Source organism: Nonomuraea muscovyensis, from assembly GCF_014207745.1.
Taxonomy (GTDB): domain Bacteria; phylum Actinomycetota; class Actinomycetes; order Streptosporangiales; family Streptosporangiaceae; genus Nonomuraea; species Nonomuraea muscovyensis.
In genome coordinates this window covers 972,816-993,370 of record NZ_JACHJB010000001.1, presented here as the reverse complement: position 1 = coordinate 993,370, position 20,555 = coordinate 972,816, and the positions used below count along the sequence as shown (strand labels likewise).

The following is a 20,555-nucleotide window of genomic DNA, read 5'->3' as shown; positions in this document are numbered from 1 at the left end:
ACCCTGATTCAACCCCAGGTCGCCTGCAATCCGCTTAAATCGCCGCCTACTGTCATGGGCATGGGACGCACACTTCTGATCATCGCGGCGGTCGTCGCCGCGCTCCTCCTGCTCGGCCCCCTCGTGGGCCTCGCGCTCACCCTGCTGAAGTGGGGGCTCATCATCGGCGCGGTCGCCGTCGGCATCATGTTTGTCGCAAAGTGGGCGAAGAGGACATAGCGTCCGAACGCATGGCAGCGCATAGTGGGTGGATGGAGGCGCGGCCCGCGGTCGACGACGCCGCGCTCGGGCACGAGGCGTTGGCGGTGCTCGAGGCGAACTGGACGGGCTCGGCCACCGTGCCCGCCCCCGGCCTCTATCCCCACCAGTGGAGCTGGGACTCCGCCTTCGTCGCGATGGGCCTGGCGCGGCACCGCCCCGACCGCTCCCGCGCCGAACTGCTCAGCCTCCTCGACGGGCAGTGGGCCACCGGCATGCTGCCGCACATCGTCTTCCACACCCCTGAGGCGTACTTCCCTGGGCCGCCGGTCTGGCGCTCCCACGACCACGAGGCGGCGCCCCGGGTGCCCACCTCCGGCCTGACCGCGCCGCCGCTGCACGGCCTCGCCCTGTGGTGGATCCACCGCCACACCGGCGACGCCGGCTTCGTCCGGCGCGCCTACCCCGCGCTGGCCGCCCAGCACCGTTACCTCGCCACCGCCCGTGACCTCGGCGGGCACGGCCTGGCGGCGATCGTCCACCCGTGGGAGTCGGGCATGGACGACAGCCCCGCCTGGGACCCGCCGCTCGCCGCGCTGCCCGAGGTCCGGTACGGCTACCGCAACGTCGAGCTGGCCGAACGCCACCCCGACAGCGACCACGACCGCTACGTGTGGCTCGCCCTGCGCTACCGCAACGCCGGATACCGGCCCGAGTACCTGCGCGACGAGCACCCCTTCGCCGTCGAGTGCCCGCTGTTCAACGGGATCTGGCTCGCCTCCTGCCAGGCGCTCGCCGAGCTGGCCCCGGTCGCCGGCGCCGATCCCGTGCCCCACCTGGAGCAGGCCGAGCGCATCCGGCACGCGCTGCTGGAACGCCTGTGGGACGGCTGCTTCTACGCCCGCGACCTGCGGGCCGGCCGGCTCATTCCGATCTGCACGGTCGGCGCCTTCGGCCCGCTGCTCGACCCCGGCCTGCCCGCCGACCGGGTGGCCGCGAGCGTCGAGGTGCTGGAGTCGGCCAGGTTCATGGGCGCGACGGGCTACCCCGTGCCGAGCTGCGAGATCCGCGCCGCCCAGTTCGACCGCACCCGCTACTGGCGGGGGCCCTCCTGGGTGAACACCAACTGGCTGCTGCGCCAGGCCGCCGCCGTCCACGGCCTGCCGGCGCTGCGCGAACAGCTCACCATCTGCACGCTGCGGCTGGTGCGGCAGGCCGGCTTCCGCGAGTGCTTCGACCCCTTCGACGGCAGCGGCCGGGGCTGCCGGGACTTCTCGTGGAGCGCCGCGCTCACCCTCGACCTGCTCGCCGATAGCGTGGGGTCATGAGCTTCCTGCGCCGCCTGCCCGCCGACGTCCGCAAGTCCCTGCCCACCGAACGGGGGGAGCGGGTGCTGACGTTCGCCGGGGCCGACGAGGGCTACGTGGTGGCGACCAACCTGGCGCTGTTCCTGTCCGACGGGACGCGGGTGCCGTACGAGACGATCGACAAGGCCTCGTGGGACGAGGAGGGGCTGCGCCTGCTCACCACGGACGGCGAGCGGCGCCGCGAGCGGGTGCCCGAGCCGCGGCTGCTGCCCGAGACCGTGCGCGAGCGCGTCAACGCGACCATCGTGGTCAACAAGCACGTCGCGCTGCCCGGCCGTGGCGGCGTCCGGCTCGTCGCCCGGCGCAGGCCCGGCGGCGAGATGCTCGGCTGGACGCTCGTCTTCGACGACGGCCTCGACCCCGACGACCCCGGCCTGCGTGCGCTGGCCGAACAGGCTCTCGAAGGAGTGCGGCGGAGCATGGGCGTGTGATGCGGGTCGCCGGGCCCATGCCCCGCCGGCCGGGCGGCCGTCAGTAGGGGATGCCGGTCTCGTCGGCCTTCTTCTGGCCGACCCCGGTCTGACCGGTCTGACCGGGCCGATCCGTCGTCGTCTCGTCCGGCCAGCCGGTGCCCGTGTCGGGGTGGCGCTCGTCGCCGTGCAGGAAGGGGATCCGCTGCTGCAGCGTGTCGCCCACCCGGTGCCTGGCCATGTCGGCGACCTTCGTCACCCGCGCGCCCACCACGCCCGCGGTCTGCTGGAACCTCGGGTTGTCGGCGACACGCTGGGCCGTCTTCTTGATCTGTTCGTAGCGTTCGCGGCCGGCCTTGCTGCCCAGTACGTATCCGACAGCCAGTCCGATCGCGAATGTCATTCGATATCGCATCTTGCACCTCCGCTGTCTCCGGGCCTACCCCGATGACGATGCGACACGCACTCCAGGAGTGCGCTAATCTAGTCCTGCGCCGAACGGGAAGGCCCAAAAGCCCGGCCCGACCGGGGCAGACGTTCGATCCCGCGTAGCTCAACGGCAGAGCAGCCGGCTGTTAACCGGCAGGTTATAGGTTCGAGTCCTATCGCGGGAGCCAGCCGAAAGGGGCCCCGCACCGGATCCGGTGCGGGGCCTTTTCCGTGTGTCCGCCTCACCCGGCTCCCGCGTTCCGGCCGCCGCCCACGACGCCGTGGAACGCCCGGCCGAGACCACGATGACCCGCCGATCGCCGCCACCAGGCCGACGACGTCGCTGCCCGGCAACGCCAGGATGCCGAAGAGCGCGGCCAGGACGAACATCTCCGCGAGGAACACCGCGGTTCATGGCTGGCGTCTCCATGGAGCCCGGTCGGGGCGCCACGGTCACCGTGGAGGGGCCGTGCTCACCGTTGATGGTCGTCGAAAGGGGTTGCGCGGGATGCCGACCGCCGAACCCGACACCGAACCCGACATCGAGGTCGTCGGCGAGGCCACGGCCAGGGCGCACGCGTGTACGCCAGGCTCGGCGTGCCGGACCGCGCCTCGGCCGTGCCGGCGGCGATGGGCCGCGGCATGGCGCGTCGCTTCCGTACCTGATTTTCACAGCTTGTAACCGTAAGGTCACACGGTTATGGATTTGACGGGACAGGAGGCGGATCGCGAGCGAAGATGGGGGATGTCGTGCCGGCCTGGCCGGTGCGGCAGCCGCGGGTGTGCCGAAGGTGGCGAGGAGAGGGCGCCGCCGGCAGGAGGGTGCCGCCGGCCCGGAACCGGTGGGACGCTCCGCGATCGCAAAGTGGCGGTTTCTGCGTGCGTACCTGGATCAGGTCCCTGCGTCCCTTCGACTCCATCGCCGTGCAGACGCTCATCGAGCGCACCATCGACATCCGCGAGGCCGAGCGCTTCATCCGGCTGTTCCACGAGGAGAATCCCTCCGCCGGCGACCCGCACGCCCGGTTGCGCGAGGTCGCCCGCGACGTCTCGCGCTTCGGCACCTACGTCCACACCTTCGAGGAACTGCAGTTCGGCGCCCGGGTCGCCTGGCGCAACAGCAACCGGTGCATCGGGCGGCTCTACTGGCGCTCGCTCAAGGTGCGCGACCTGCGGCAGGTGACCGGCGCCGAGGGCGTGGCCATCGAGTGCGTGAACCACCTGCGCGAGGCGACGAACGGCGGCCGGATCCGGCCCACGATCACCGTCTTCGCCCCCGACGCGCCCGGCCGGCCCGCCCCCAGGGTGCTGAACGAGCAGCTCATCCGCTACGCCGGGTATCGCGGGGCCGACGGGTCGGTCACCGGAGACCCCCGCTACGCGGACTTCACGGACATGGTCCGCGCGCTCGGCTGGCCCGGCGGGCAGGGCGGCCGGTTCGACGTGCTGCCCCTGGTGATCCGGTCCGGCGGCGCGCCCGGCCGTGGCCGGGGCGGCGGCCCCGGCGACGGCGAGCCGCTGCTGTGCACGCTGCCCGGCGACGCCGTGCTGGAGGTGCCGCTGGTCCATCCGCACTACCCGTGGTTCGAGGACCTGGGGCTGCGCTGGCACGCCGTGCCCGCGATCTCCGACCTGTGCCTGGAGATCGGCGGCATCTGCTATCCGTGCGCGCCGTTCAACGGCTGGTACATGGGGGCCGAGATCGGGGCACGCAACCTCGCCGACGCCGACCGCTACGCCCAGCTCCCCGTGGTGGCCCGGCAGCTGGGACTCGACACCTCCACCGAGCGGTCGCTGTGGCGCGACCACGCGCTGGTGGAGCTGAACGTGGCGGTGCTGCACTCGTTCGAGCGGGCGGGGGTCACGATGGCCGACCACCACACCGAGTCCACCCGCTTCCTCACCCACCTGGAGCGGGAGGAGAAGGCGGGCCGGGTCTGCCCGGCGGACTGGTCGTGGATCGTTCCGCCGATCTCGGGCGGGCTCACGCCGGTCTTCCACCGCTACTACGACAATCCCCACCTCACGCCCGCCTTCGTCCGCCACAAGTGACCGCTTGCCGCCACTGCCTAGAACATGGTTCGGTTGGCGTATGGACGAACTCGTGCTCTCCTCGCTCGACCAGGGCGTGCTGACGTTGACCTTCAACCGTCCCCACCGGCTCAACGCCTGGACGGACGCGCTGGGACGGCGTTACTTCGACCTGCTGGAGGAGGCCGGCAAGGACCCCGGCGTGCGGGCCGTGGTGGTGACCGGGGCCGGCAAGGGCTTCTGCGCGGGCGCCGACTTCGAGACGCTGGGCGCCATCCAGAGCGGCGCCTACGACGCGGAGCCGGACCCGAGACCCAACACCTACCCGACGACCGTCGGCAAGCCGGTCGTCGCCGCGGTCAACGGCGCCTGCGCCGGGCTGGGCATGGTGCACGCGCTCGTCTGCGACCTGGTGTTCACCGCCGACGACGCCAAGTGGACCACCGCGTTCGCCCGGCGCGGCCTCATCGCGGAGTACGGGCTGTCGTGGGTGCTGCCCCGCCTCATCGGGCAGCAGCGGGCGATGGACCTGCTGCTGTCGGGCCGCGTCCTCAGCGGGGCCGAGGCGTACGAGCTGGGCCTGGTCAACCGGGCGGTGCCCGCCGACCGCCTGCTCCCCGAGGCCCAGGCGTACGCCCGGGAGCTGGCGGCGCACAGCTCGCCCGCGTCGATGGCGGTGATCAAGCGGCAGGTGTGGCACGACTGGGAGGTGACGCTCGCCGAGTCGGCCCGGACCGCCACCGGTGAGATGCTCGCCTCGTTCGGCCGGCCCGACTTCGCCGAGGGGGTGGCGAGCTTCCTCGAACGCCGCCCCCCGAACTTCCCGCCCCTCTGACCACCCCACCCGCCAGGACCGCTCGGGCCCTGGGGGCGTCACGCCCCAGGGGCGCGGGATGAATCGGGTGGCGCGGCATGCGGCGATTTCGGAATAGTGTCCGTAATGAACCGCCAGCTGATCAGCCACCTCGCCCACGCAGACCATCCCGTAGCCGCCCCCATCGACGATGCGAACGTCGAACGCCTGCTCAGGCGGGCGGACCTGGCACCGGGAGCCCGCATCCTCGACCTCGGATGCGGACAGGGCGAGTGGCTCATGCGGGCACTGACCCTCTACCCAGACGCGACCGCCGACGGGGTGGACCTCTCCGACGTCGCCCTCGACGCGGCCCGCGAGCAGGCCGATCGCCGCGGACTGTCCGCGCGCCTGCGGCTGCACCGGTTCCCCGCCGCCGAATTCTCCCCCACCGGATCCGCGTCCGGATCCTCCGCGTCCGAATCCTCCGCCGACGGGCTGTACGACCTGGTGCTGTGCGTGGGCTCCACGCACGCCTTCGGCGGCCTGACCGAGACCCTGGACGAGGTGCGGCGGCACCTGAGCCCCGGAGGGCTGGCGCTGGTCGGGGAGGGCTTCTGGGAGGTGAGTCCGACGCCGCAGGTGCTGGACAGGTTCGAGGCCGGACCGGACGACTACGCCGACCTCGCGGGCACGGTGGAGCGGGCGGAGAAGGCCGGATACGCCACCGTCTACGCCCACACCAGCACCCGAGGTGAGTGGGACGACTACGAGTGGTCCTGGACCGGGACGCTCACGCGCTGGGCGCTCGACCACCCCGGCCCCGACGGCGAGGCGGCGCTCGCGGCCGTAGGCGACCATCGCGACCTGTGGCTGAGCTGCTACCGAGACGTCCTGGGGTTCGTCACCCTCCTGCTCCGGCCCCTGCCCGGCGCGGATCCGCAGCCGGGCAGGCAGCAGGGCTGACCGCCGGGTCGACGCGGTTCAGGAGACGCTGAGCCGCCGCGCGCCGGGGCCGGGGACGGCGGGCAGGAAGCGGGGCGCCTTCCAGGAGCGCTCGGCGTAGGCCGCCGCGACCGACTCCTTGACGCTGTCGAGCCGGTCCTCGGCCACCAGGGCGATCGCCGAGCCGCCGAAGCCGCCGCCCGTCATCCGGGCGCCGCGGGCACCGCCGCGCAGCGAGGCCTCCACGGCCACGTCCAGTTCCGGCGACGACACCTCGTACTGGTCGCGCAGCGACAGGTGCGAGGCGTTCAGCAGCGCGCCGATCTCCGTGATCGCGCCCGCGCGGAGCAGGCCGATCAGGGCCTCGACGCGGTGGTTCTCGGTGACGACGTGCATGGTGCGCTTGCGCTCGTCGCCCTGCAGCCGCTCCAGCGCGCCGGCCAGGTCGGTGACGTCGCGCAGCGCGGCCACGCCGAGCTTGCGGGCCGCCGACTCGCACTCGGCGCGGCGCTTGGCGTACTCGCCGCCCGCGTGCTCGTGGTGGACCTGCGTGTCGATGATGAGGATGCGCAGGCCGTGCGCGGCCAGGTCGAGCGGGATGGTGCGGGAGGACAGGGAGCGGCAGTCGAGGAAGAGCGCCGCCCCCTCCTCGCACAGGGCCGAGGCGGCCTGGTCCATGATGCCGCACGGCATGCCCACGAAGTCGTTCTCGGCGCGCTGGCCGAGCAGGGCCAGCTCCATCGGGCTCATGCCGAGGCCGTGCAGGTCGTTGAGCGCGCCGGCGACCGACACCTCCAGGGCGGCGCTGGAGCTCAGCCCGGCGCCCTGCGGCACGTCGCCGTCGATCGCGATGTCGGCTCCGGGCACCTGGTCGCCCAGCATCGCGAGCACGCCCACGACGTAGCGGGTCCAGCCCTCGGAGTCCTCGTGCCGGGAGATCGTGATGGGCTCCGCCGACGGCGACTGGAGGGAGAGGAGGCGGATCGTCCGGTCGCCGCGCGGGCTGATCGCCGCCGTGACGCCCCACGGCACCGCGAACGGCAGGACGAAGCCGTCGTTGTAGTCGGTGTGCTCGCCGATCAGGTTGACGCGGCCGGGTGCGTGCCAGACCGTCTCGGGGTCCGCGCCGAACGCCGCACGGAAAGCTTCAACAACGCGCATAACCCAACACTCCTCAACAAAGGTCCGTGCGTAGACTAGCGCGCGTGGAGGAGTTCCTGGCGCCTGGCCTGGGTTCGGTCCGGGTCTTCGTCAAACATGACGACAACAAGGCGCGCAAGCTCGCCTACAACCTCGGCCATCCGCGCGTGCTCACCTTCGGCGGGGCCTACTCCGGCCACATCCGGGCGGCCGCCGCGGCCGGGGCGCGGCACGGGTTCGAGACGATCGGCGTGATCCGCGGCGAGGAAAGGCTGCCGCTCAACCCGTCGCTCGCCTACGCGGCCTCCCTCGGGATGACGCTCACCTACCTCGACCGGGCGGCCTACCGGCTCAAGCACACGCCCGAGATGCAGGCCCGGCTACGCGAGCGGTGGGGAGAGGTGACGATCCTGCCCGAGGGCGGCAGCAACGCGGCGGCCGTGCGCGGCTGCGCCGAGCTGCCCGCGGAGATCGCCGAGGACTACGACGTGATCTGCTGCCCGGTCGGCACCGGCGGCACGCTGGCCGGGATCTCGGCGGGGCTGCCGCCGGGCCGGCGGGCCCTCGGGTTCGCGGTGCTGAAGGGGGCCGGCTTCCTGGCCGGGGAGGTGGCGCGGCTGCAGCGGGAGGCGTACGGGCGGGTGTGGTCCAACTGGTCGATCGACCTCGACCACCACTTCGGCGGCTACGCCCGCTCGACCCCCGCCCTGGCCGCGTTCGCCGCCGAGCACGGGGTGGAGGAGGTGTACGTGGCGAAGATGCTGTACGGCCTGCTCGACCGGATCAGGCAGGGCGCCTTCCCCGGCGGCACCCGCGTCGTCGCCGTGATCACCGGCCGGCCCTTCCCGCCGGTGACTCAGCCCTGCACGCCCGTCGCCGCGTGCGGCGCCCCGACCGGCTTGGACTCGGGCGACCCCCGCTGGCGCAGGTAGATCGACAGCACCACCATCGACAGCACCGCCAGCAGCTCCGACTGCCAGTTCTGCAGCGACCGGTTCCAGAACTCCGGCGAGGCGAGGTAACCGCCCCACGAGACGGGGTCACGCAGGTCGGCCAGCCGGTCGGAGTTGAACCGGGCCAGGCCCGCCACCGACTGCGCCAGCCACGACCCGAGGAACACCGCGCCCATGACCAGCCCGAGCGAGTTGCCGAACAGCCACAGCCGCAGCCCCTTCGCCCGGGCCCAGGCGGGGGAGTCGTCCTTCGCGTACGTGCCGACGAGCTGCTCCCGGTCGGACTCGACTCCCTCCTGGCCCGGCTCCTTCGACTCGGGCGAGCCGCGCTGCACCAGCCAGACCGTGAGCACGATGAAGAGCAGGAACTGCAGGTACTCCGACTGCCAGTTCTCCGCCACGTCGACGGCGAAGGAGGAGGAGGTCACGTACTCCAGCGGCGACACCGGCTCCCCGCCGCTCGCGAGCTGCTCGTCGTTGTACTGGAAGGTGCCCGCCACCGCCTGCCCGCCCAGCGCCAGCACGAACAGCGCCAGGAACGTCAGCGACAGGGCGTTGTCCTTGACCCGCCTCATCCGCGCCTCCTCCGGCTCACAGGTGCGACAACCCGATCACGACGAACCACACCAGCCCGGCCACGATGATGACCAGCGTCAGCGTGAAGATGACCCTCATCAGCCCTCCACCTCGCAGTCGTAGGGGAGGTCGCCCTGCGGCTCGCAGCCCGCGGCCTTGACCCGCCAGCCGTCGCTGAAGCGGTGCAGGAACACCGTGTCGCCGGCCATGCGCACCTGGGCCGCGTCACCCCAGACCTGCACACCGGTGATCGGCCCGCCGGCCTCCAGCTCCAGGGCGCGCAGTGCCTCGGCGCACGTCTGCCCGGGGTCGGGCAGCTTCTCGGCCGCGCGGGGGGACAGCAGCGCGCAGGCGGTATCGTCCCGCCGCTCCGCCACCGCCTCGTGGAAACGTTCCGCCGTACGGGCGGGCGCGCCGGTGTCGACGGAGCAGCCCGTGACCAGCACCAACGCGAGCAGCGCGAGCGGCAGTCTCATGCGCCTCTGTTACCCGCTGGTGATCCGGGCACTCCGCATGGGCCGGCTATCTGCAGGTCTTCGTCTCGACCGTGCAGTGCAGGACCTCGGGGTAGCGGGCCGACGGCTCGTCCAGCAGGGGCTGCGGCTTGCCGCGCAGGTGCTGGTCGAGGAATGCAGCGACGTACCTGCGGGTGATCTCCATGGCGCGCGCCCCGGCGATGTCGGCGCCGTCGTCGATGCCGAGCTGGTCGGTGAGCAGGCCGAGGTCGGTGAAGGACACGTGCTCCGCCCCGGTCACCAGGAGCCAGCGCTTCCATCCGGTGAGCTGCTTCCAGTCGCGCTCCCAGGTAGCGGCGGCCTCACCGCTTCCGGGGGTGTACGCGGACTGCCTGCCGAGGAACAGGAACGGCCGCGACAGGCCGCTGCCCGGGATCGGGACGTCTGTGGTGCCGTCCACGTCGACGCCGGCGCGGATCCGGGAGTCCTTGAGCATGGCCGGGATGGCGCTCGCTCCTCCCACGGAGTGGCCGGCCATCGCGATCCTGGACGGGTCGATCAGCCGGGCTCCCTTCCACTTCGGGCGCGACCCGGTCAGCTGGTCGAGCACGAAGGAGACGTCCAACGCCCGGCTGCGGCCCAGCTGCTCCCACCACGCGGGGTTCTTGTCGATCTCGCAGGTGACGCAGGTGGTGACCCGTCCGTCCGGGAAGGTCGTGGCGACGTTCTCGTAGGTGTGGTCGACCGCGGCGACCACGTACCCTCGGCTCGCCAGGTCCTCGGCGAGCGAGGTGAGCTCGGCCCGGGGCTTGGAGTGGCCCGGAGAGAGCACGACGAGGGGCAGGGCGTGCTTGCGTCCGGCGGGCCTGGCGTCGGTGAAGGCGTTGGTCCGCGTCCGGCTCAGCACGTCGGCCGGCAGGCTCGTGATCTTCCCGTCCTTGAGCAGCAGCTCCGACTCCTTGGGCGTCATGTACCGCGCCCGGTGGCGGCCCGGCGCCTTCGCCGGATACCACAGGGAGACCATGAGCTCCCTGAACTTCACCGTGGGGACCCACGGGTCGGGACGGGAGGTGTCTTTGAGGTACAAGGACGTGGTGCCGACGGGCTGCGCGCCGGTCGGCTTGGGCAGGTACGGCGTGGGCGTGGCAGCGGCAGCGGCAGCGGCGGAGGCGGAGGCGGGCGCGGACGCCAAGGCGGCGGCGGCCACCACGGTGAGCAGCCCGGCGGCGGCGGCCAGGCCGCGCTGCCGGATGCGGCTCCCCGTCGTCCTGCCGACGCCGTGCCGTCCGGCCGGGTGGCGCTGGTCGATCACATGACTCATGGAGATGTCAGTCCTTTCCGAGGGATGGGGGAGGGATGGTCAGGGAAGGCGGGTGCGGGTCCACCGGACGCAGAGCCAGGTCAGCAGGGCGGCGAGGGCGAGGAAGAGCGCCGTCTCGATGCCCTGCAGGGCCCAGAAACGGTCGGCGGGATGGTAGGTCACCCGTTGCCGGTAGCCGAGGCCGGCGAGCCTGGCGAAGCAAGCCTCGTCGGCCTCGGGGTCGGCCGCCTGACCCGGTGGACGCGCGCAGTCCGCCACCCAGGACGGCGCCGTGACCGCTCGTCCGGCGGTGTCGACGGTCTCGTTGGCCAGGCCCCAGGAGCCCGGTGGTTCGGCCACGGCGAGTTCCTCCAGCCCCCCGGTGCCGTTCACGCCCAGCTTCGAGATGTTCGCCATGGTGATCGTGACGGTCTGCCGGTCTGCCGGGACCATGTGCGGGCGCACCGCGAACGGCACGACGACCTGGACGGCGGCGAACACGGTGAGCGTGACCGCCATCGCGGGCACGGCGCGGCGCAGCAGGATCCCGGCGGCGACACCGAGGACGAAGGCGAAGGCGGCATGGCCGACGGGCACGATCCCGCGCGCGCCGAACACGAGCGGCGAGATCCGCGCGGCGAAGGACACGGCGTCGGGCAAGGTGGGGCCCGCCGGCCGGATCGTGTCCGGCCGGCTGGCGGCGTCGAGGGGACCGGCCCACCAGGTCACCGCGAGGCTGAGCAGGCCGGCCGCGGCCGTCGCGGCCAGGCCGGTGACGGCGACTTTGGTGACCAGCCACCGGGTCCGGGTGACGCCCTGGTTCCACACCAGGCGGTGGGTGCCGGCCTCCAGCTCGCGGCTGACGAGCGGCGCGCCCCAGAAGACGCCGACGAGGGCGGGCAGGCCGTACACCGCCACGATGCCGGCGGAGTACAGCGTGCCGTCGGCCGGGGCGAGCCTCGTGACGCCGGAGCCCGGCAGCGGCCGGCCGGCGACCAGGAGGACGGCGGCGGCCACCGCGAGCAGGCTGTACGCCGCCGCGGCCTGGACGCGGAACTGGCGCCAGGTCAGCCAGATCATCGCAGCACCGTCAGGGCGGGGCGATCGGCGGAGCCGGCGTCGGCGGGACGGGCCAGGTAGGCCAGGACGAGGTCTTCGAGGCTGAGGCCGCTCACGGTCCAGGCCGGGTCGAGGATCGGCGCCTCGGTGCGGACGATGAGCGTCGTCTGCCGGTCGGTGTGGCTGGCGGAGATGACCTCCTGGTCCGCGGGCAGCGTGGCGACATCGCGGCGGGGCCCGCTCAGCAGGTGATGCGTGGCCAGCAGCTCATCCAGCTCTCCCGCCAACCGCACCTGCGAGGCGACCAGCACGATCAGGTGGTCGCAGACCCGTTCCAGGTCGGCGACCAGATGGGAGGACAGCACGACGCTGAGCCCGTGTTCGGCGACGGCCTCCATGAGGTCCTGCAGGAACTCCCGCCGGGCGAGCGGATCCAGGGCGGCGACCGGCTCGTCGAGGATCAGCAGCTCGGGCCGCTTGGCGATGCCCAGCGTCAGGGCGAGCTGGGCGCGCTGACCACCTGAGAGCCTCCCGGCCCGCTGGTCCGGGTTCAGGCCGAGCCGTTCGATCCGGCGGCGTGCCAGGGCGTCGTCCCAGCCAGGGTTGAGCCGGGCACCCAGACGCAGGTGGTCGGCGACGGTCAGGGCGGCGTAGACGGGGGTTTCCTGGGCGACGAAGCCGACCTTGGCCAGCTGCGTGGGTCCGTCTCCGGGCACGCCGCCGCACACCTCGATCGTGCCGGACGTCGGCGTCAGCATGCCGGCCGCCAGGTTCAGCAGCGTCGACTTCCCCGCTCCGTTGGGGCCGACGAGGCCGGTCACGTGCCCGGCCGGCACCTCCAGCGTGCAGTCGGAGAGCGCCCAGCGCTGCCTGTACTTCTTGCCCAGGTGCCGGGCCCGCAGGACTGCGGTCACGCGATGTCCTCCCGCGCGGTCGTCCAGAAGGTGGTCATGAACAGGGCCTCGATGCTCTCGTCGTCGAGCCCGGCCCGGCGGGCCTTGGCCAGCCAGCGCCGCAGCTCCTGGCGCAGCGGGGCATGCGCGGCGAGCGAGGCGTCGGCCAGCGTCCGGGTGACGAACGTCCCGACACCGGGGCGGGCGGCGACGAGCCCCTCGTGTTCGAGCTCTCGATAGGCCTTGAGCACGGTGTTGGGGTTGATCGCCAACCGGGCCACCACCTCCTTGACCGTCGGAAGCCGATCCCCCTCGGCCAGCAGGCCGAGCCGCAGCGCGTGCCGCACCTGCCGGACGATCTGCAGGTACGGCGAGACACCCGACCGGCCGTCCAGATGGAACTCGATCACTGCGCCTCCCATAGGTCTAATGTACTAGCACTATAGAGCATTAGGTGAACAGTATACGGATCTCCCTAATCGGGGCCGTCAACAGGCCGATTGCAGACCGGCGCCCGTCGCGCGGCCCGGTACCGTACGAGACATGCGCGCCGACAGGACGGCACTGATGCTCGCCGCGCTCGTGGCACTGGCCACGGGGTGCGGAGGCGGCGGAGCAGGCCCGCGTGACGCGACCACCTCGCCGCCCTCCGGTGCCGCCCCCGTCCGGGCGACCTCGTCGGCCCCCGGAGGCACCCCGGAAGGCACCCCCGCCGGGACGCCGGGACAGGCCCCGGCGGGCATGGCCCTCGCGGGGAAGGTCGTCGTGCTCGACCCCGGCCACAACGGCGGCAACGCCGCCCACCCGGAGGAGATCAACCGGCCGGTCGACATCATCACCCAGCGCAAACCGTGCAACACCACCGGCACCTCGACCGCCTCCGGCTACCCCGAGCACGCCTTCGCCTGGGACGTGGCACGCAGGCTCCGGCCGCTCCTGGAGAAGCAGGGCGCCGAGGTGGTGCTGACCCGGCCGAACGACCGGGGCGTCGGGCCGTGCATCACCGAGCGGGCCGCCGTCGGCAACAAGGCGCGGGCCGACGCCGTGCTGTCCATCCACGGTGACGGGGCCGCCCCGGGCGGGCGCGGGTTCCACGTGCTGCTGCCGGGGCTGGTGGCCGGGCACAACGACGCCGTCGTCGCGCCGTCGCGCAAGCTCGGGCTGGCCGTCCGCGACGCCTACCGCCGCGGCACCGGCCTGCCGTACGCCACCTACGCCGGCCGCGACGGCCTGGAGACCCGCACCGACCTCGGCGGGCTCAACCTGTCGACCCGGCCGGCGGTGTTCGTCGAATGCGGCAACATGCGCAATCGCGGCGACGCCGCCAAGATGACCGACCCCGCCTTCCGCGAACGCATCGCCGCCTCCCTGGCCACCGGCCTGACGACGTACCTGCGGACCGGATGACTTTCCCGCCGCAATGACGCGGGTTTTCCCGGCGGCGGAATATCCCGGCTACGATTCGGCCCGCTTTTTCGGCGGTTTACCGGCGCCCGTACGGGTCCGTCTCGCCGGTTTCCCGCCGGGGCGGACAAAAGCGGGGACCAGCTCCTCGCACGCGTCCAGCACCTTTTCGCAGGCGGCCAGTTCGGCCTCGGTGTAGGCCAGCAACCGGACGTCGCGCACCCGCGGCGCGGGCTCGCCCGACAGGTGGCCGAGGACGGCGTGGACCATCGTGCGGACCGTCGGCTCGATCTCCGCCCCTCCCGCGCCGGTGCCGAAGATCGGCAGGATCGCCGAGGTGGCGGCCCGCCCGTCGCCGGTGACCTCCTCGGCCCGCGCCAGCGCGTTGCGCACGCACCTGGCCAGATTGTCCACCTGGCGGTAACCGGCGCCCGCGGTGCCGTGCACGGCGGCGGCGTGCACGATGCCCAGCACGCCGTTGCGCTCGGCCAGCGCGTGGGGGCCGGTCACGATGGCGGTGCCCGGCTCCACGGACGGGTGCGCGCCCAGGCGGCTCCTCAGCTCGTCGGCCACCAGGTCCTCGGTCACCCGCCCCGTCACCGGATCGCACCGCGCGCCGCCGTACCGGATCACCGCCGAGACCGAACGCTCGTGGAACCGGGACATCTGCATGTCGGTGTTCTCCGAGTTCACCCAGACGTCGACGCCCTTCACCTCGCTCAGGTCGCCGGTGACCACGACGATCCGCCGGTCGGGAGCGCCCGCCAGCCGGTAGGGCAGGACCCGGGTCTCCTCGATCGGCGCGGGCGGGCCCTGCCCTCCGCCCGCGCCGAGCCGCGCCCGCAGCCGGTCGGCCTCCCTGGTGCGGGCCGTGAGCAGGCGCCGTAACCGGTCCACCACGGCGGCCTCGCGCGAGCTCCGCGAGCCGTACCACCAGATGAAGACGAACATCCCCGCCGCCCCCGTCATGGTGGCGCCCTTCACCCCGGCCGAGAAGTCGCTCTGCGGGAAGAACGAGAAGATCAGCAACACCGGGAAGAGCGCCAGCAGCAACCACGCGATCAGGTGCACCCGCTCGGAGCCGCTCTCGTCGTCCACGCGCCACTGCCACACGTGCGCGCCGAGGCCGACCACGAGACTGAACACCGCCATGGCCAGGACAACGGGTTCGGCATTCATGCGATCTCCCAACGGTCTCAGAGGACGACATTAATCCTTTCCCGCGGCCGGTATCCAGACGGTTCTCCGGCCGGCGTCCCGCGGTTCCGCCATTCGCACCGAACCGATATCTCCCCTCCTTTACCGCGGCGCTCCCCATTCATCCGCCACGCGGTTACCATCGGTATTTGCTCATGCTTTTCCGGCGGACACGGGAGTGGTCTCGCGGATGAATTCCGAAGCGGCGGAGCCAAGGCGTGAGTGGCCCGACACCCTCGACGTCGACGGCCTCGTCGCGGACGGCTGGCGCCCCCGGCCCTTCCGCCAGTTCCTGCTCAAGGTGCACAGCCGGTGCAACCTCGCCTGCGACTACTGCTACGTCTACACGCTGACCGACCAGAGCTGGCGGTCACAGCCGATGATCATGTCGCCGGCCGTGGTGGCGGTGGCCGCCCGCCGGATCGCCGAGCACGCCCGGACCCACCACCTGCGCTCGCTGCGGGTCATCCTGCACGGCGGCGAGCCGCTGCTGGCCGGCCACGCCTACCTCAGCGACGCGATCAGGACCATCCGCGCCGAGGCGGCGCCGGACGTCCGCGTCGAGGCCGTCGTCCAGACCAACGCCGTGCTGCTCGACGAGAAGGCCCTGCGCGCCTTCCACGAGCTCGACCTGAAGGTCGGGGTCAGTCTCGACGGCAGTCCGCGGGCGCACGACCGCAACCGCCGCTACGCCGACGGCCGGGGCAGCCACGAGGCCGTGGCCGCCGCACTGCGCCTGCTCATGGGCGGCAGGTTCCGCGACCTGTACGGCGGGCTGCTGTGCACCATCGACCTGGCCAACGACCCCTTGGAGACCTACGAGGCGCTCATCGCGTTCGACCCGCCGATGATCGACCTGCTGCTGCCGCACGGCACCTGGGAGTCTCCGCCGCCGGGCCGCACCCCCGACCCGTCCCGGACCCCGTACGCCGACTGGCTGATCCAGGTGTTCGACCGCTGGTACGGCTCCGACCGCGACGAGACGGTCGTCAGGCTGTTCCACGAGATCATCCGGCTGCTCCTCGGCGGCGCGTCGGCCAGCGAGGCGGTGGGGCTCACCCCGACGAGCCTGGTGGTCGTGGAGACCGACGGCACGATCGAGCAGACCGACTCGCTCAAGGCCGTCGGTCACGGGGCCGCCGCCACGGGCCTCAACATCGCCGACCACCCCTTCGACGAGGCGCTGCGGCATGCGGGCGTGGTGGCGCGGCAGCTCGGCTGGGCGGCGCTCGGCGAGGAGTGCCGCGCCTGCCGCTACGGGCGGGTGTGCGGCGCCGGGCTCTACCCGCACCGCTACCGGCGCGGCACCGGGTTCCGCAGCCCGTCGGTCTACTGCGCCGACCTCTACCGGCTGATCGGCCACATCCGCTCGCGGCTCGTCGCCGACCTGCGCGGCCCGTGAGCGCCGGACACGTCCGCTTCGTGCGAAGGACATCGTGCGAAGGACATCGTGGGAAGGACATCGTGATGCAGCGCAACCCGCACCGGCTACCCGGCGAGGCGTTCTCCGCCCTGGCGAGGGGCGGGGGAGGGGCGGCCGCGGTCCGGCACCTGCGCGCCGCCGAACGCAGCAGGCACCTGCTGCTGATCCTCGGAGTGGTGGACACGGCCCGGCAGGCGGGTCACCCGCACGCGGGAGTGGCCGCGGGAGCCTACGACGCGCTGGCCGCGCTGGAGAGGCGGGCGCCGACGGCGGTGGACCGGCTGATCCGCCATCCGGCCGTCGGCGCGTGGGCCAGGCACACCGTCTCCGCGCTTCTCGGCCGGCAGGACGGCGCGCACGACCCGGCGGGCCTCGGAGCCGTGGCCGCCGCGGCCGCCGTCGTGGCGGGCGTCCCGTACGAGGGGGACGTCCCCGTCACGGACGGCCGGGTCGTGCTCCCCTCGCTGGGCGCGCTCGCCGTCCCCGCGCCGGACGGGCTCGTCCGCCTGCGAACCGACGGCCACGGCCGGGTGGCGGCCGCCGGACGTGAGGCCGCGGCGGGGGAGGGCCTGGAGTCGGCCGGGTGGCAGGGCCTGCACCGGCTGACCGCCGAGGCCGGCGGACAGCGGCTCAGCGTGCTGCTCGACGACCTCGACCCGTACCGGTGGCCCGCGCGCACCGCCACCCCCGTCAGGATGGCGGACGGCGAGCGCCGCGCCCTGGCCGGCCACCTGCGCGACGCCTGGCGTGTCCTGGTGACCGGCCACTGGACGATCGCCCAGGAGGCCGCCGCCGTCGTCGCCGTGCTCACCCCGATCCTCGGGCCCGAGCACGGGCAGAACAGCGCCTCCTCGGCCGACCTCTTCGGCACCGTCGCGCTCTCCCGGCCGCCGGACGGGCTCTGGCTCGCCGGCACGCTGGCCCACGAGATCCAGCACGCCAAGCTGTCCGCGCTGCTGTCGGTCACCGAACTCGTGCTGCCCGACGACGGGCGGCGGTTCTACGCTCCCTGGCGCGAGGACCCGCGGCCGGCGCACGGGCTGCTGCAGGGCGCCTACGCCTACCTGGGGGTGACGGGCTTCTGGCGACGGCAGCGGTCACTGCTCCCGCCCGGTGACGACCGGTTCCGGGCCGAGGTGGAGTTCGCCCGCTGGCGGGAGTCGGCCCACCACGTGACCGGGACGCTCGCGGCGAGCGGGCGGCTGACGCAGGCGGGGGAGACGTTCGTGGCGGCGATGCGCGGCACGCTGGAGCCGTGGCTGAAGGAGCCCGCCTCCCGCGCGGCCACCGCCGCCGCCCGCCACCAGTCCGAGCTCCACCGGCGCAGGTGGACCAAGGCCCACGGCCACCCCGCCGCCTGAGGCGCCGGTCAGAGCGGGGGCGGGTCGAAGTCCATGTCGACGCGCCCGCCGGCCAGGATCGCCTCCCGGTGGTCACCCGACGGGTTGTCCATGTCCAGGCGTTCGCGCATGTCCGCCAGCAGCCGGTCGGCCTCCTCCTGCTCCCCGACGGCCCGCAGGTCGAGCACGAGGTTGGCCTTCGCGCAGAACGTGATGTAGTGGCCCTCGTCGAACCGGTCGCGCAGCGCCTCCAGGGTGGTGACGCCGATGTCCCTGGCGGCCGTGTGGTCGCCCAGGGCGGCGTGGTCGCTCGCCAGGTTGACGGCATAGGCGAGCAGATAGTTGTGCTCGGGCCCGGGCCGCGCCCGCATGATGGAGCCGATCTCCTCGTTGATCTTGCATGCCTCGGCGGGGTGGCCGCGGAGCCGGTAGACCAGGGCGAGGTTGGACCGGCAGCCCAGCGTGTAGGGGTGGTGTTCGCCGTAGATCTCGCTGTAGCGGGGCACCGCGTCGCGGGTCAGCTCGAAGGCGGACTGCAGATCTCCGGACTTGCGCTGCGCGTTGGCCAGGTTCACGGCGGCGGCCAGGGTGTCGGGATGCGCCATGCCGAACTGCGCCTTGAGCTTGGCGTAGGTGAACTCCGCCAGTTCGAGCGCCTCGCGCACGTCACCGGACATCCGCTTGGCGATCGACAGGTCCTTGGCCGCCATGAGCGTCAGCGGGTGGTCGATCCGCAGCTCCGTGCGGCCGTAGTCGTAGGCGTCGGCGCCCAGGTCGCACGCGTCGGCGAAGTCGCCGCGCAGCCGGGCCACGCGGGCCAGGCCGTTCATCGTGTTGAGGATGTCCCACGCGCTCGCGCTGCCGGCGCCGGTGCTCTGCTCCAGGTAGGCGTACTCGTACTCGCGGAAGGCCGCCTCGAACTCGCTGACCAGCGCGTAGTCCAGGGCCAGATTGTTGATCACGCGCAGGGTCCGCTGGTCCGTCACGCCGAAGACCTTCTCGTGCAGCTTGCGCGACTCGAGGTCGGTCTTCCTGGCGGCGGCGAACTCGCCGCGGGCCCGCAGGTTGGCGCCGAAGTTGTTGATGACGCCGAGGGTCTCCTCATGCTCCGGGCCGAGATGCTCGCGCATCATCGCGAGCGTCTCCCGGTTGAGCGTGTACGAGCGGTCGTACTGGCCGAGCTGCCACAGCACGTTGCCGAGATGCCGGCGCACGATGAGCACGTCGGGGTCGATCGGGCCGGCCTTCCCGGTCCACTTGGTCAGGAGTTCTTCGGCGATCTCCCGCGCGGTGCGATAGTCGCCCCGGCGGTAGAGGTAGCGCATCACCTTGACGGCGAACTGCCGGACGCCCGGGTCGTCGCAGTCGGACACCAGCGCCGGCCGCAGGTGGGCCACCAGGTCGGCCCAGGTGCGCCAGGTCGCGGCGTCGTTGGGGTCGCGGGGCGCCCCGTTGGCCAGCAGGCCGTGGACCTCGTGCCGCGTCTCCGCCTGCTTGTCGGGCGGAAGATCGTCACGGACGAGGGCCTGCACCAGCCGGTGCACCTGGATCGTGCGGGTCTCGGAGTCGATCCGGGCCAGGGCGAAGCGGTTGAGCTCGCCGATCGCCTTGGTCACCTTGATCGGTTTGCCCAGCAACTGCGTCAGCCGCGACGACAGCGGGAACTTGCCCTGGCGGAACATGTCACGGGGAATGGGCTCGGGGCCGAAGAACGCGCAGTAGCGCAGGATGTCCACGGCCTCGGGACTGCGCCGCTCCAGTTGCGTCACCGACAGCCGCCACGCGGCGGTCATGGACAGCGGGTACTCGGTCGACTTGTTGGCGCCGAGGAGCTCGCGGGTGCTCTTCTCCAGGGCGTCGAGGTACTCGCCGACGGACATGGCGGTCTGCGCCATCAGCGCGCCCGCCTGTTCGAGGGCGAGCGGGAGGTCGCCCAGTGCCTCGGCCAGCAGGTAGGCCTCGTCCGCGCCGAGCCCCGGCACCCGCTTGCGAAGGAACCCCACGCTCTCCGTCCGGGCGAAGACGTCCACCGACACGGTCTCGGCGGCGGTGTCCCACCGGGTGTTGCGCGAGGTGATCAGGACGTGCCCGTTGGCCGGGATGTAGCCCGTGATGGACTCGGGCTGGTCGGCGTTGTCGAAGACCAGCAACCACCGGTTGTACGGGTCGCCGCGCTGGAGCGCCTCGCGGACGGCCTCCGCCGACTCCTCGGTGCCGACGGTGTCGGCGTGGGCGACGCCGAGGTGCGGGGCCAGCGCCGCCAGCGCGGGAGGCACCAGGACCCGCTGGTCGGCCGTGATCCACCAGACCACGTCGTACTCGCTCCGGTAGCGCCAGGCGTACTCGACGGCGAGCTGGGTCTTGCCCACGCCGCCCAGGCCGTGGAGCGCCTGCGGCAGCGGGACGACCGCGGTCACCGCGCCGCCCATGCTCCGGCGAAGTTGCGCGAGGAGTTCTTCGCGGCCGGTGAAGTTCGTGTTGCGCAACGGTACGCGGCCCCAGACCGAAGGGGTCCTTCCTCGCGCGTCTATGCTCTCCGCCGCCATAACCTGGGACCTCCCGTGCACAGCAGATTGAATCCCCGCTATCGCATCCTAAAGCTTGATTAGCATGGCGTCCCGTCACAGAATCGCATAGTGGGC

General features: G+C 72.6%; 20 protein-coding genes and 1 tRNA gene. 11 read left to right on the top strand and 10 right to left on the bottom strand.

What is annotated here, in order from left to right; translation table 11 throughout:
- Nucleotides 1–60 precede the first annotated feature (60 nt).
- From FHU36_RS04725 to FHU36_RS04715, 3 genes are read left to right on the top strand one after another with little or no spacing between them, the layout of a single operon-like run.
- Entirely contained in the window at nucleotides 61–219 is a 159-nt protein-coding gene (locus tag FHU36_RS04725; RefSeq protein WP_185082562.1) for a hypothetical protein, read from the top strand.
- An 11-nt stretch (nucleotides 220–230) separates the two neighbouring features.
- Complete coding sequence (locus FHU36_RS04720) at nucleotides 231–1,526, top strand: amylo-alpha-1,6-glucosidase (protein ID WP_246501950.1); 1,296 nt, start codon at nucleotides 231–233, stop codon at nucleotides 1,524–1,526.
- Nucleotides 1,523–1,996, top strand: a complete 474-nt coding sequence (locus FHU36_RS04715; protein ID WP_185082561.1) for a hypothetical protein — start codon at nucleotides 1,523–1,525, stop codon at nucleotides 1,994–1,996. The genes FHU36_RS04720 and FHU36_RS04715 overlap by 4 nt, the downstream gene beginning before the upstream one ends.
- A 40-nt stretch (nucleotides 1,997–2,036) precedes the next feature.
- Here the strand turns inward: FHU36_RS04715 and FHU36_RS04710 are convergent, their stop codons facing one another.
- Nucleotides 2,037–2,378 (bottom strand): YtxH domain-containing protein, encoded by a 342-nt coding sequence (locus FHU36_RS04710; protein WP_221495770.1) that lies wholly within the window; start codon nucleotides 2,376–2,378, stop codon nucleotides 2,037–2,039.
- 139 nt (nucleotides 2,379–2,517) lie between these two features.
- On the opposite strand from FHU36_RS04710, the gene FHU36_RS04705 reads away from it, so the two are divergent.
- The 4 genes from FHU36_RS04705 to FHU36_RS04690 all read left to right on the top strand — a co-directional run bounded on the left by FHU36_RS04705 (nucleotide 2,518) and on the right by FHU36_RS04690 (nucleotide 6,194).
- Nucleotides 2,518–2,592, top strand: a tRNA-Asn gene (locus FHU36_RS04705).
- A 691-nt stretch (nucleotides 2,593–3,283) separates the two neighbouring features.
- A complete protein-coding gene (locus FHU36_RS04700; RefSeq protein ID WP_312891432.1) occupies nucleotides 3,284–4,456 on the top strand; it encodes a nitric oxide synthase oxygenase in 1,173 nt (390 codons plus the stop codon).
- A 40-nt stretch (nucleotides 4,457–4,496) separates the two neighbouring features.
- The gene (locus FHU36_RS04695; protein WP_185082559.1) at nucleotides 4,497–5,270 is read left to right on the top strand and encodes an enoyl-CoA hydratase-related protein; all 774 of its coding nucleotides are present in this window, start codon (nucleotides 4,497–4,499) and stop codon (nucleotides 5,268–5,270) included.
- A gap of 105 nt (nucleotides 5,271–5,375) precedes the next feature.
- Nucleotides 5,376–6,194 (top strand): SAM-dependent methyltransferase, encoded by an 819-nt coding sequence (locus FHU36_RS04690; RefSeq protein WP_185082558.1) that lies wholly within the window; start codon nucleotides 5,376–5,378, stop codon nucleotides 6,192–6,194.
- Between the two features lie 18 nt (nucleotides 6,195–6,212).
- On the opposite strand, the gene galK is transcribed toward FHU36_RS04690, so the two are convergent.
- Nucleotides 6,213–7,334 (bottom strand): galactokinase, encoded by a 1,122-nt coding sequence (gene galK, locus FHU36_RS04685; protein ID WP_185082557.1) that lies wholly within the window; start codon nucleotides 7,332–7,334, stop codon nucleotides 6,213–6,215.
- Between the two features lie 44 nt (nucleotides 7,335–7,378).
- Here galK and FHU36_RS04680 point away from each other — a divergent pair, with 44 nt between their 5' ends.
- On the top strand, nucleotides 7,379–8,245 hold the full coding sequence (locus tag FHU36_RS04680) for a 1-aminocyclopropane-1-carboxylate deaminase/D-cysteine desulfhydrase (RefSeq protein ID WP_185082556.1): 867 nt from the start codon (nucleotides 7,379–7,381) through the stop codon (nucleotides 8,243–8,245).
- On the opposite strand, the gene FHU36_RS04675 is transcribed toward FHU36_RS04680, so the two are convergent.
- The 6 genes from FHU36_RS04675 to FHU36_RS04650 form a co-directional block, all read right to left on the bottom strand.
- Nucleotides 8,170–8,841, bottom strand: a complete 672-nt coding sequence (locus FHU36_RS04675) for a DUF6766 family protein (RefSeq protein ID WP_185082555.1) — start codon at nucleotides 8,839–8,841, stop codon at nucleotides 8,170–8,172. The genes FHU36_RS04680 and FHU36_RS04675 overlap by 76 nt on opposite strands.
- Before the next feature lie 99 nt (nucleotides 8,842–8,940).
- A complete protein-coding gene (locus FHU36_RS04670; RefSeq protein ID WP_185082554.1) occupies nucleotides 8,941–9,318 on the bottom strand; it encodes a hypothetical protein in 378 nt (125 codons plus the stop codon).
- 46 nt (nucleotides 9,319–9,364) lie between these two features.
- Nucleotides 9,365–10,618 (bottom strand): alpha/beta hydrolase family protein, encoded by a 1,254-nt coding sequence (locus tag FHU36_RS04665; RefSeq protein ID WP_185082553.1) that lies wholly within the window; start codon nucleotides 10,616–10,618, stop codon nucleotides 9,365–9,367.
- 39 nt (nucleotides 10,619–10,657) lie between these two features.
- A complete protein-coding gene (locus tag FHU36_RS04660; protein WP_185082552.1) occupies nucleotides 10,658–11,677 on the bottom strand; it encodes an ABC-2 membrane transporter-related protein in 1,020 nt (339 codons plus the stop codon).
- On the bottom strand, nucleotides 11,674–12,570 hold the full coding sequence (locus tag FHU36_RS04655; RefSeq protein WP_185082551.1) for an ABC transporter ATP-binding protein: 897 nt from the start codon (nucleotides 12,568–12,570) through the stop codon (nucleotides 11,674–11,676). The genes FHU36_RS04660 and FHU36_RS04655 overlap by 4 nt, the downstream gene beginning before the upstream one ends.
- A complete protein-coding gene (locus tag FHU36_RS04650; RefSeq protein WP_185082550.1) occupies nucleotides 12,567–12,971 on the bottom strand; it encodes a GntR family transcriptional regulator in 405 nt (134 codons plus the stop codon). Before FHU36_RS04650 ends, FHU36_RS04655 begins: the two co-directional genes overlap by 4 nt.
- Before the next feature lie 121 nt (nucleotides 12,972–13,092).
- Here FHU36_RS04650 and FHU36_RS04645 point away from each other — a divergent pair, with 121 nt between their 5' ends.
- Nucleotides 13,093–13,956 (top strand): N-acetylmuramoyl-L-alanine amidase, encoded by an 864-nt coding sequence (locus FHU36_RS04645; RefSeq protein WP_185082549.1) that lies wholly within the window; start codon nucleotides 13,093–13,095, stop codon nucleotides 13,954–13,956.
- 48 nt (nucleotides 13,957–14,004) lie between these two features.
- Here the strand turns inward: FHU36_RS04645 and FHU36_RS04640 are convergent, their stop codons facing one another.
- Nucleotides 14,005–15,132 (bottom strand): macro domain-containing protein, encoded by a 1,128-nt coding sequence (locus FHU36_RS04640; RefSeq protein ID WP_185082548.1) that lies wholly within the window; start codon nucleotides 15,130–15,132, stop codon nucleotides 14,005–14,007.
- A 208-nt stretch (nucleotides 15,133–15,340) separates the two neighbouring features.
- On the opposite strand from FHU36_RS04640, the gene FHU36_RS04635 reads away from it, so the two are divergent.
- Both FHU36_RS04635 and FHU36_RS04630 read left to right on the top strand, forming a co-directional pair.
- The gene (locus FHU36_RS04635; RefSeq protein WP_185082547.1) at nucleotides 15,341–16,552 is read left to right on the top strand and encodes an FxsB family cyclophane-forming radical SAM/SPASM peptide maturase; all 1,212 of its coding nucleotides are present in this window, start codon (nucleotides 15,341–15,343) and stop codon (nucleotides 16,550–16,552) included.
- Nucleotides 16,553–16,617: 65 nt separating this feature from the next.
- On the top strand, nucleotides 16,618–17,934 hold the full coding sequence (locus tag FHU36_RS04630) for an HEXXH motif domain-containing protein (protein WP_185082546.1): 1,317 nt from the start codon (nucleotides 16,618–16,620) through the stop codon (nucleotides 17,932–17,934).
- A gap of 8 nt (nucleotides 17,935–17,942) precedes the next feature.
- Here the strand turns inward: FHU36_RS04630 and fxsT are convergent, their stop codons facing one another.
- Nucleotides 17,943–20,399: an FxSxx-COOH system tetratricopeptide repeat protein gene (gene fxsT, locus FHU36_RS04625; protein ID WP_246501946.1), complete on the bottom strand. Its 2,457-nt coding sequence runs from the start codon at nucleotides 20,397–20,399 to the stop codon at nucleotides 17,943–17,945.
- Nucleotides 20,400–20,555 lie beyond the last annotated feature (156 nt).

What these genes read in the sequence shown, in the direction of transcription:
- FHU36_RS04725 (WP_185082562.1), top strand. Translation starts at nt 61, where the DNA reads ATGGGACGCACACTTCTGATCATCGCGGCGGTCGTCGCCGCGCTCCTC.
- FHU36_RS04720 (WP_246501950.1), top strand. Translation starts at nt 231, where the DNA reads ATGGCAGCGCATAGTGGGTGGATGGAGGCGCGGCCCGCGGTCGACGAC.
- FHU36_RS04715 (WP_185082561.1), top strand. Translation starts at nt 1,523, where the DNA reads ATGAGCTTCCTGCGCCGCCTGCCCGCCGACGTCCGCAAGTCCCTGCCC.
- FHU36_RS04710 (WP_221495770.1), bottom strand. Translation starts at nt 2,378, where the DNA reads ATGACATTCGCGATCGGACTGGCTGTCGGATACGTACTGGGCAGCAAG.
- FHU36_RS04695 (WP_185082559.1), top strand. Translation starts at nt 4,497, where the DNA reads ATGGACGAACTCGTGCTCTCCTCGCTCGACCAGGGCGTGCTGACGTTG.
- FHU36_RS04690 (WP_185082558.1), top strand. Translation starts at nt 5,376, where the DNA reads ATGAACCGCCAGCTGATCAGCCACCTCGCCCACGCAGACCATCCCGTA.
- galK (WP_185082557.1), bottom strand. Translation starts at nt 7,334, where the DNA reads ATGCGCGTTGTTGAAGCTTTCCGTGCGGCGTTCGGCGCGGACCCCGAG.
- FHU36_RS04675 (WP_185082555.1), bottom strand. Translation starts at nt 8,841, where the DNA reads ATGAGGCGGGTCAAGGACAACGCCCTGTCGCTGACGTTCCTGGCGCTG.
- FHU36_RS04670 (WP_185082554.1), bottom strand. Translation starts at nt 9,318, where the DNA reads ATGAGACTGCCGCTCGCGCTGCTCGCGTTGGTGCTGGTCACGGGCTGC.
- FHU36_RS04665 (WP_185082553.1), bottom strand. Translation starts at nt 10,618, where the DNA reads ATGAGTCATGTGATCGACCAGCGCCACCCGGCCGGACGGCACGGCGTC.
- FHU36_RS04660 (WP_185082552.1), bottom strand. Translation starts at nt 11,677, where the DNA reads ATGATCTGGCTGACCTGGCGCCAGTTCCGCGTCCAGGCCGCGGCGGCG.
- FHU36_RS04650 (WP_185082550.1), bottom strand. Translation starts at nt 12,971, where the DNA reads ATGGGAGGCGCAGTGATCGAGTTCCATCTGGACGGCCGGTCGGGTGTC.
- FHU36_RS04645 (WP_185082549.1), top strand. Translation starts at nt 13,093, where the DNA reads ATGCGCGCCGACAGGACGGCACTGATGCTCGCCGCGCTCGTGGCACTG.
- FHU36_RS04640 (WP_185082548.1), bottom strand. Translation starts at nt 15,132, where the DNA reads ATGAATGCCGAACCCGTTGTCCTGGCCATGGCGGTGTTCAGTCTCGTG.
- FHU36_RS04635 (WP_185082547.1), top strand. Translation starts at nt 15,341, where the DNA reads ATGAATTCCGAAGCGGCGGAGCCAAGGCGTGAGTGGCCCGACACCCTC.
- FHU36_RS04630 (WP_185082546.1), top strand. Translation starts at nt 16,618, where the DNA reads ATGCAGCGCAACCCGCACCGGCTACCCGGCGAGGCGTTCTCCGCCCTG.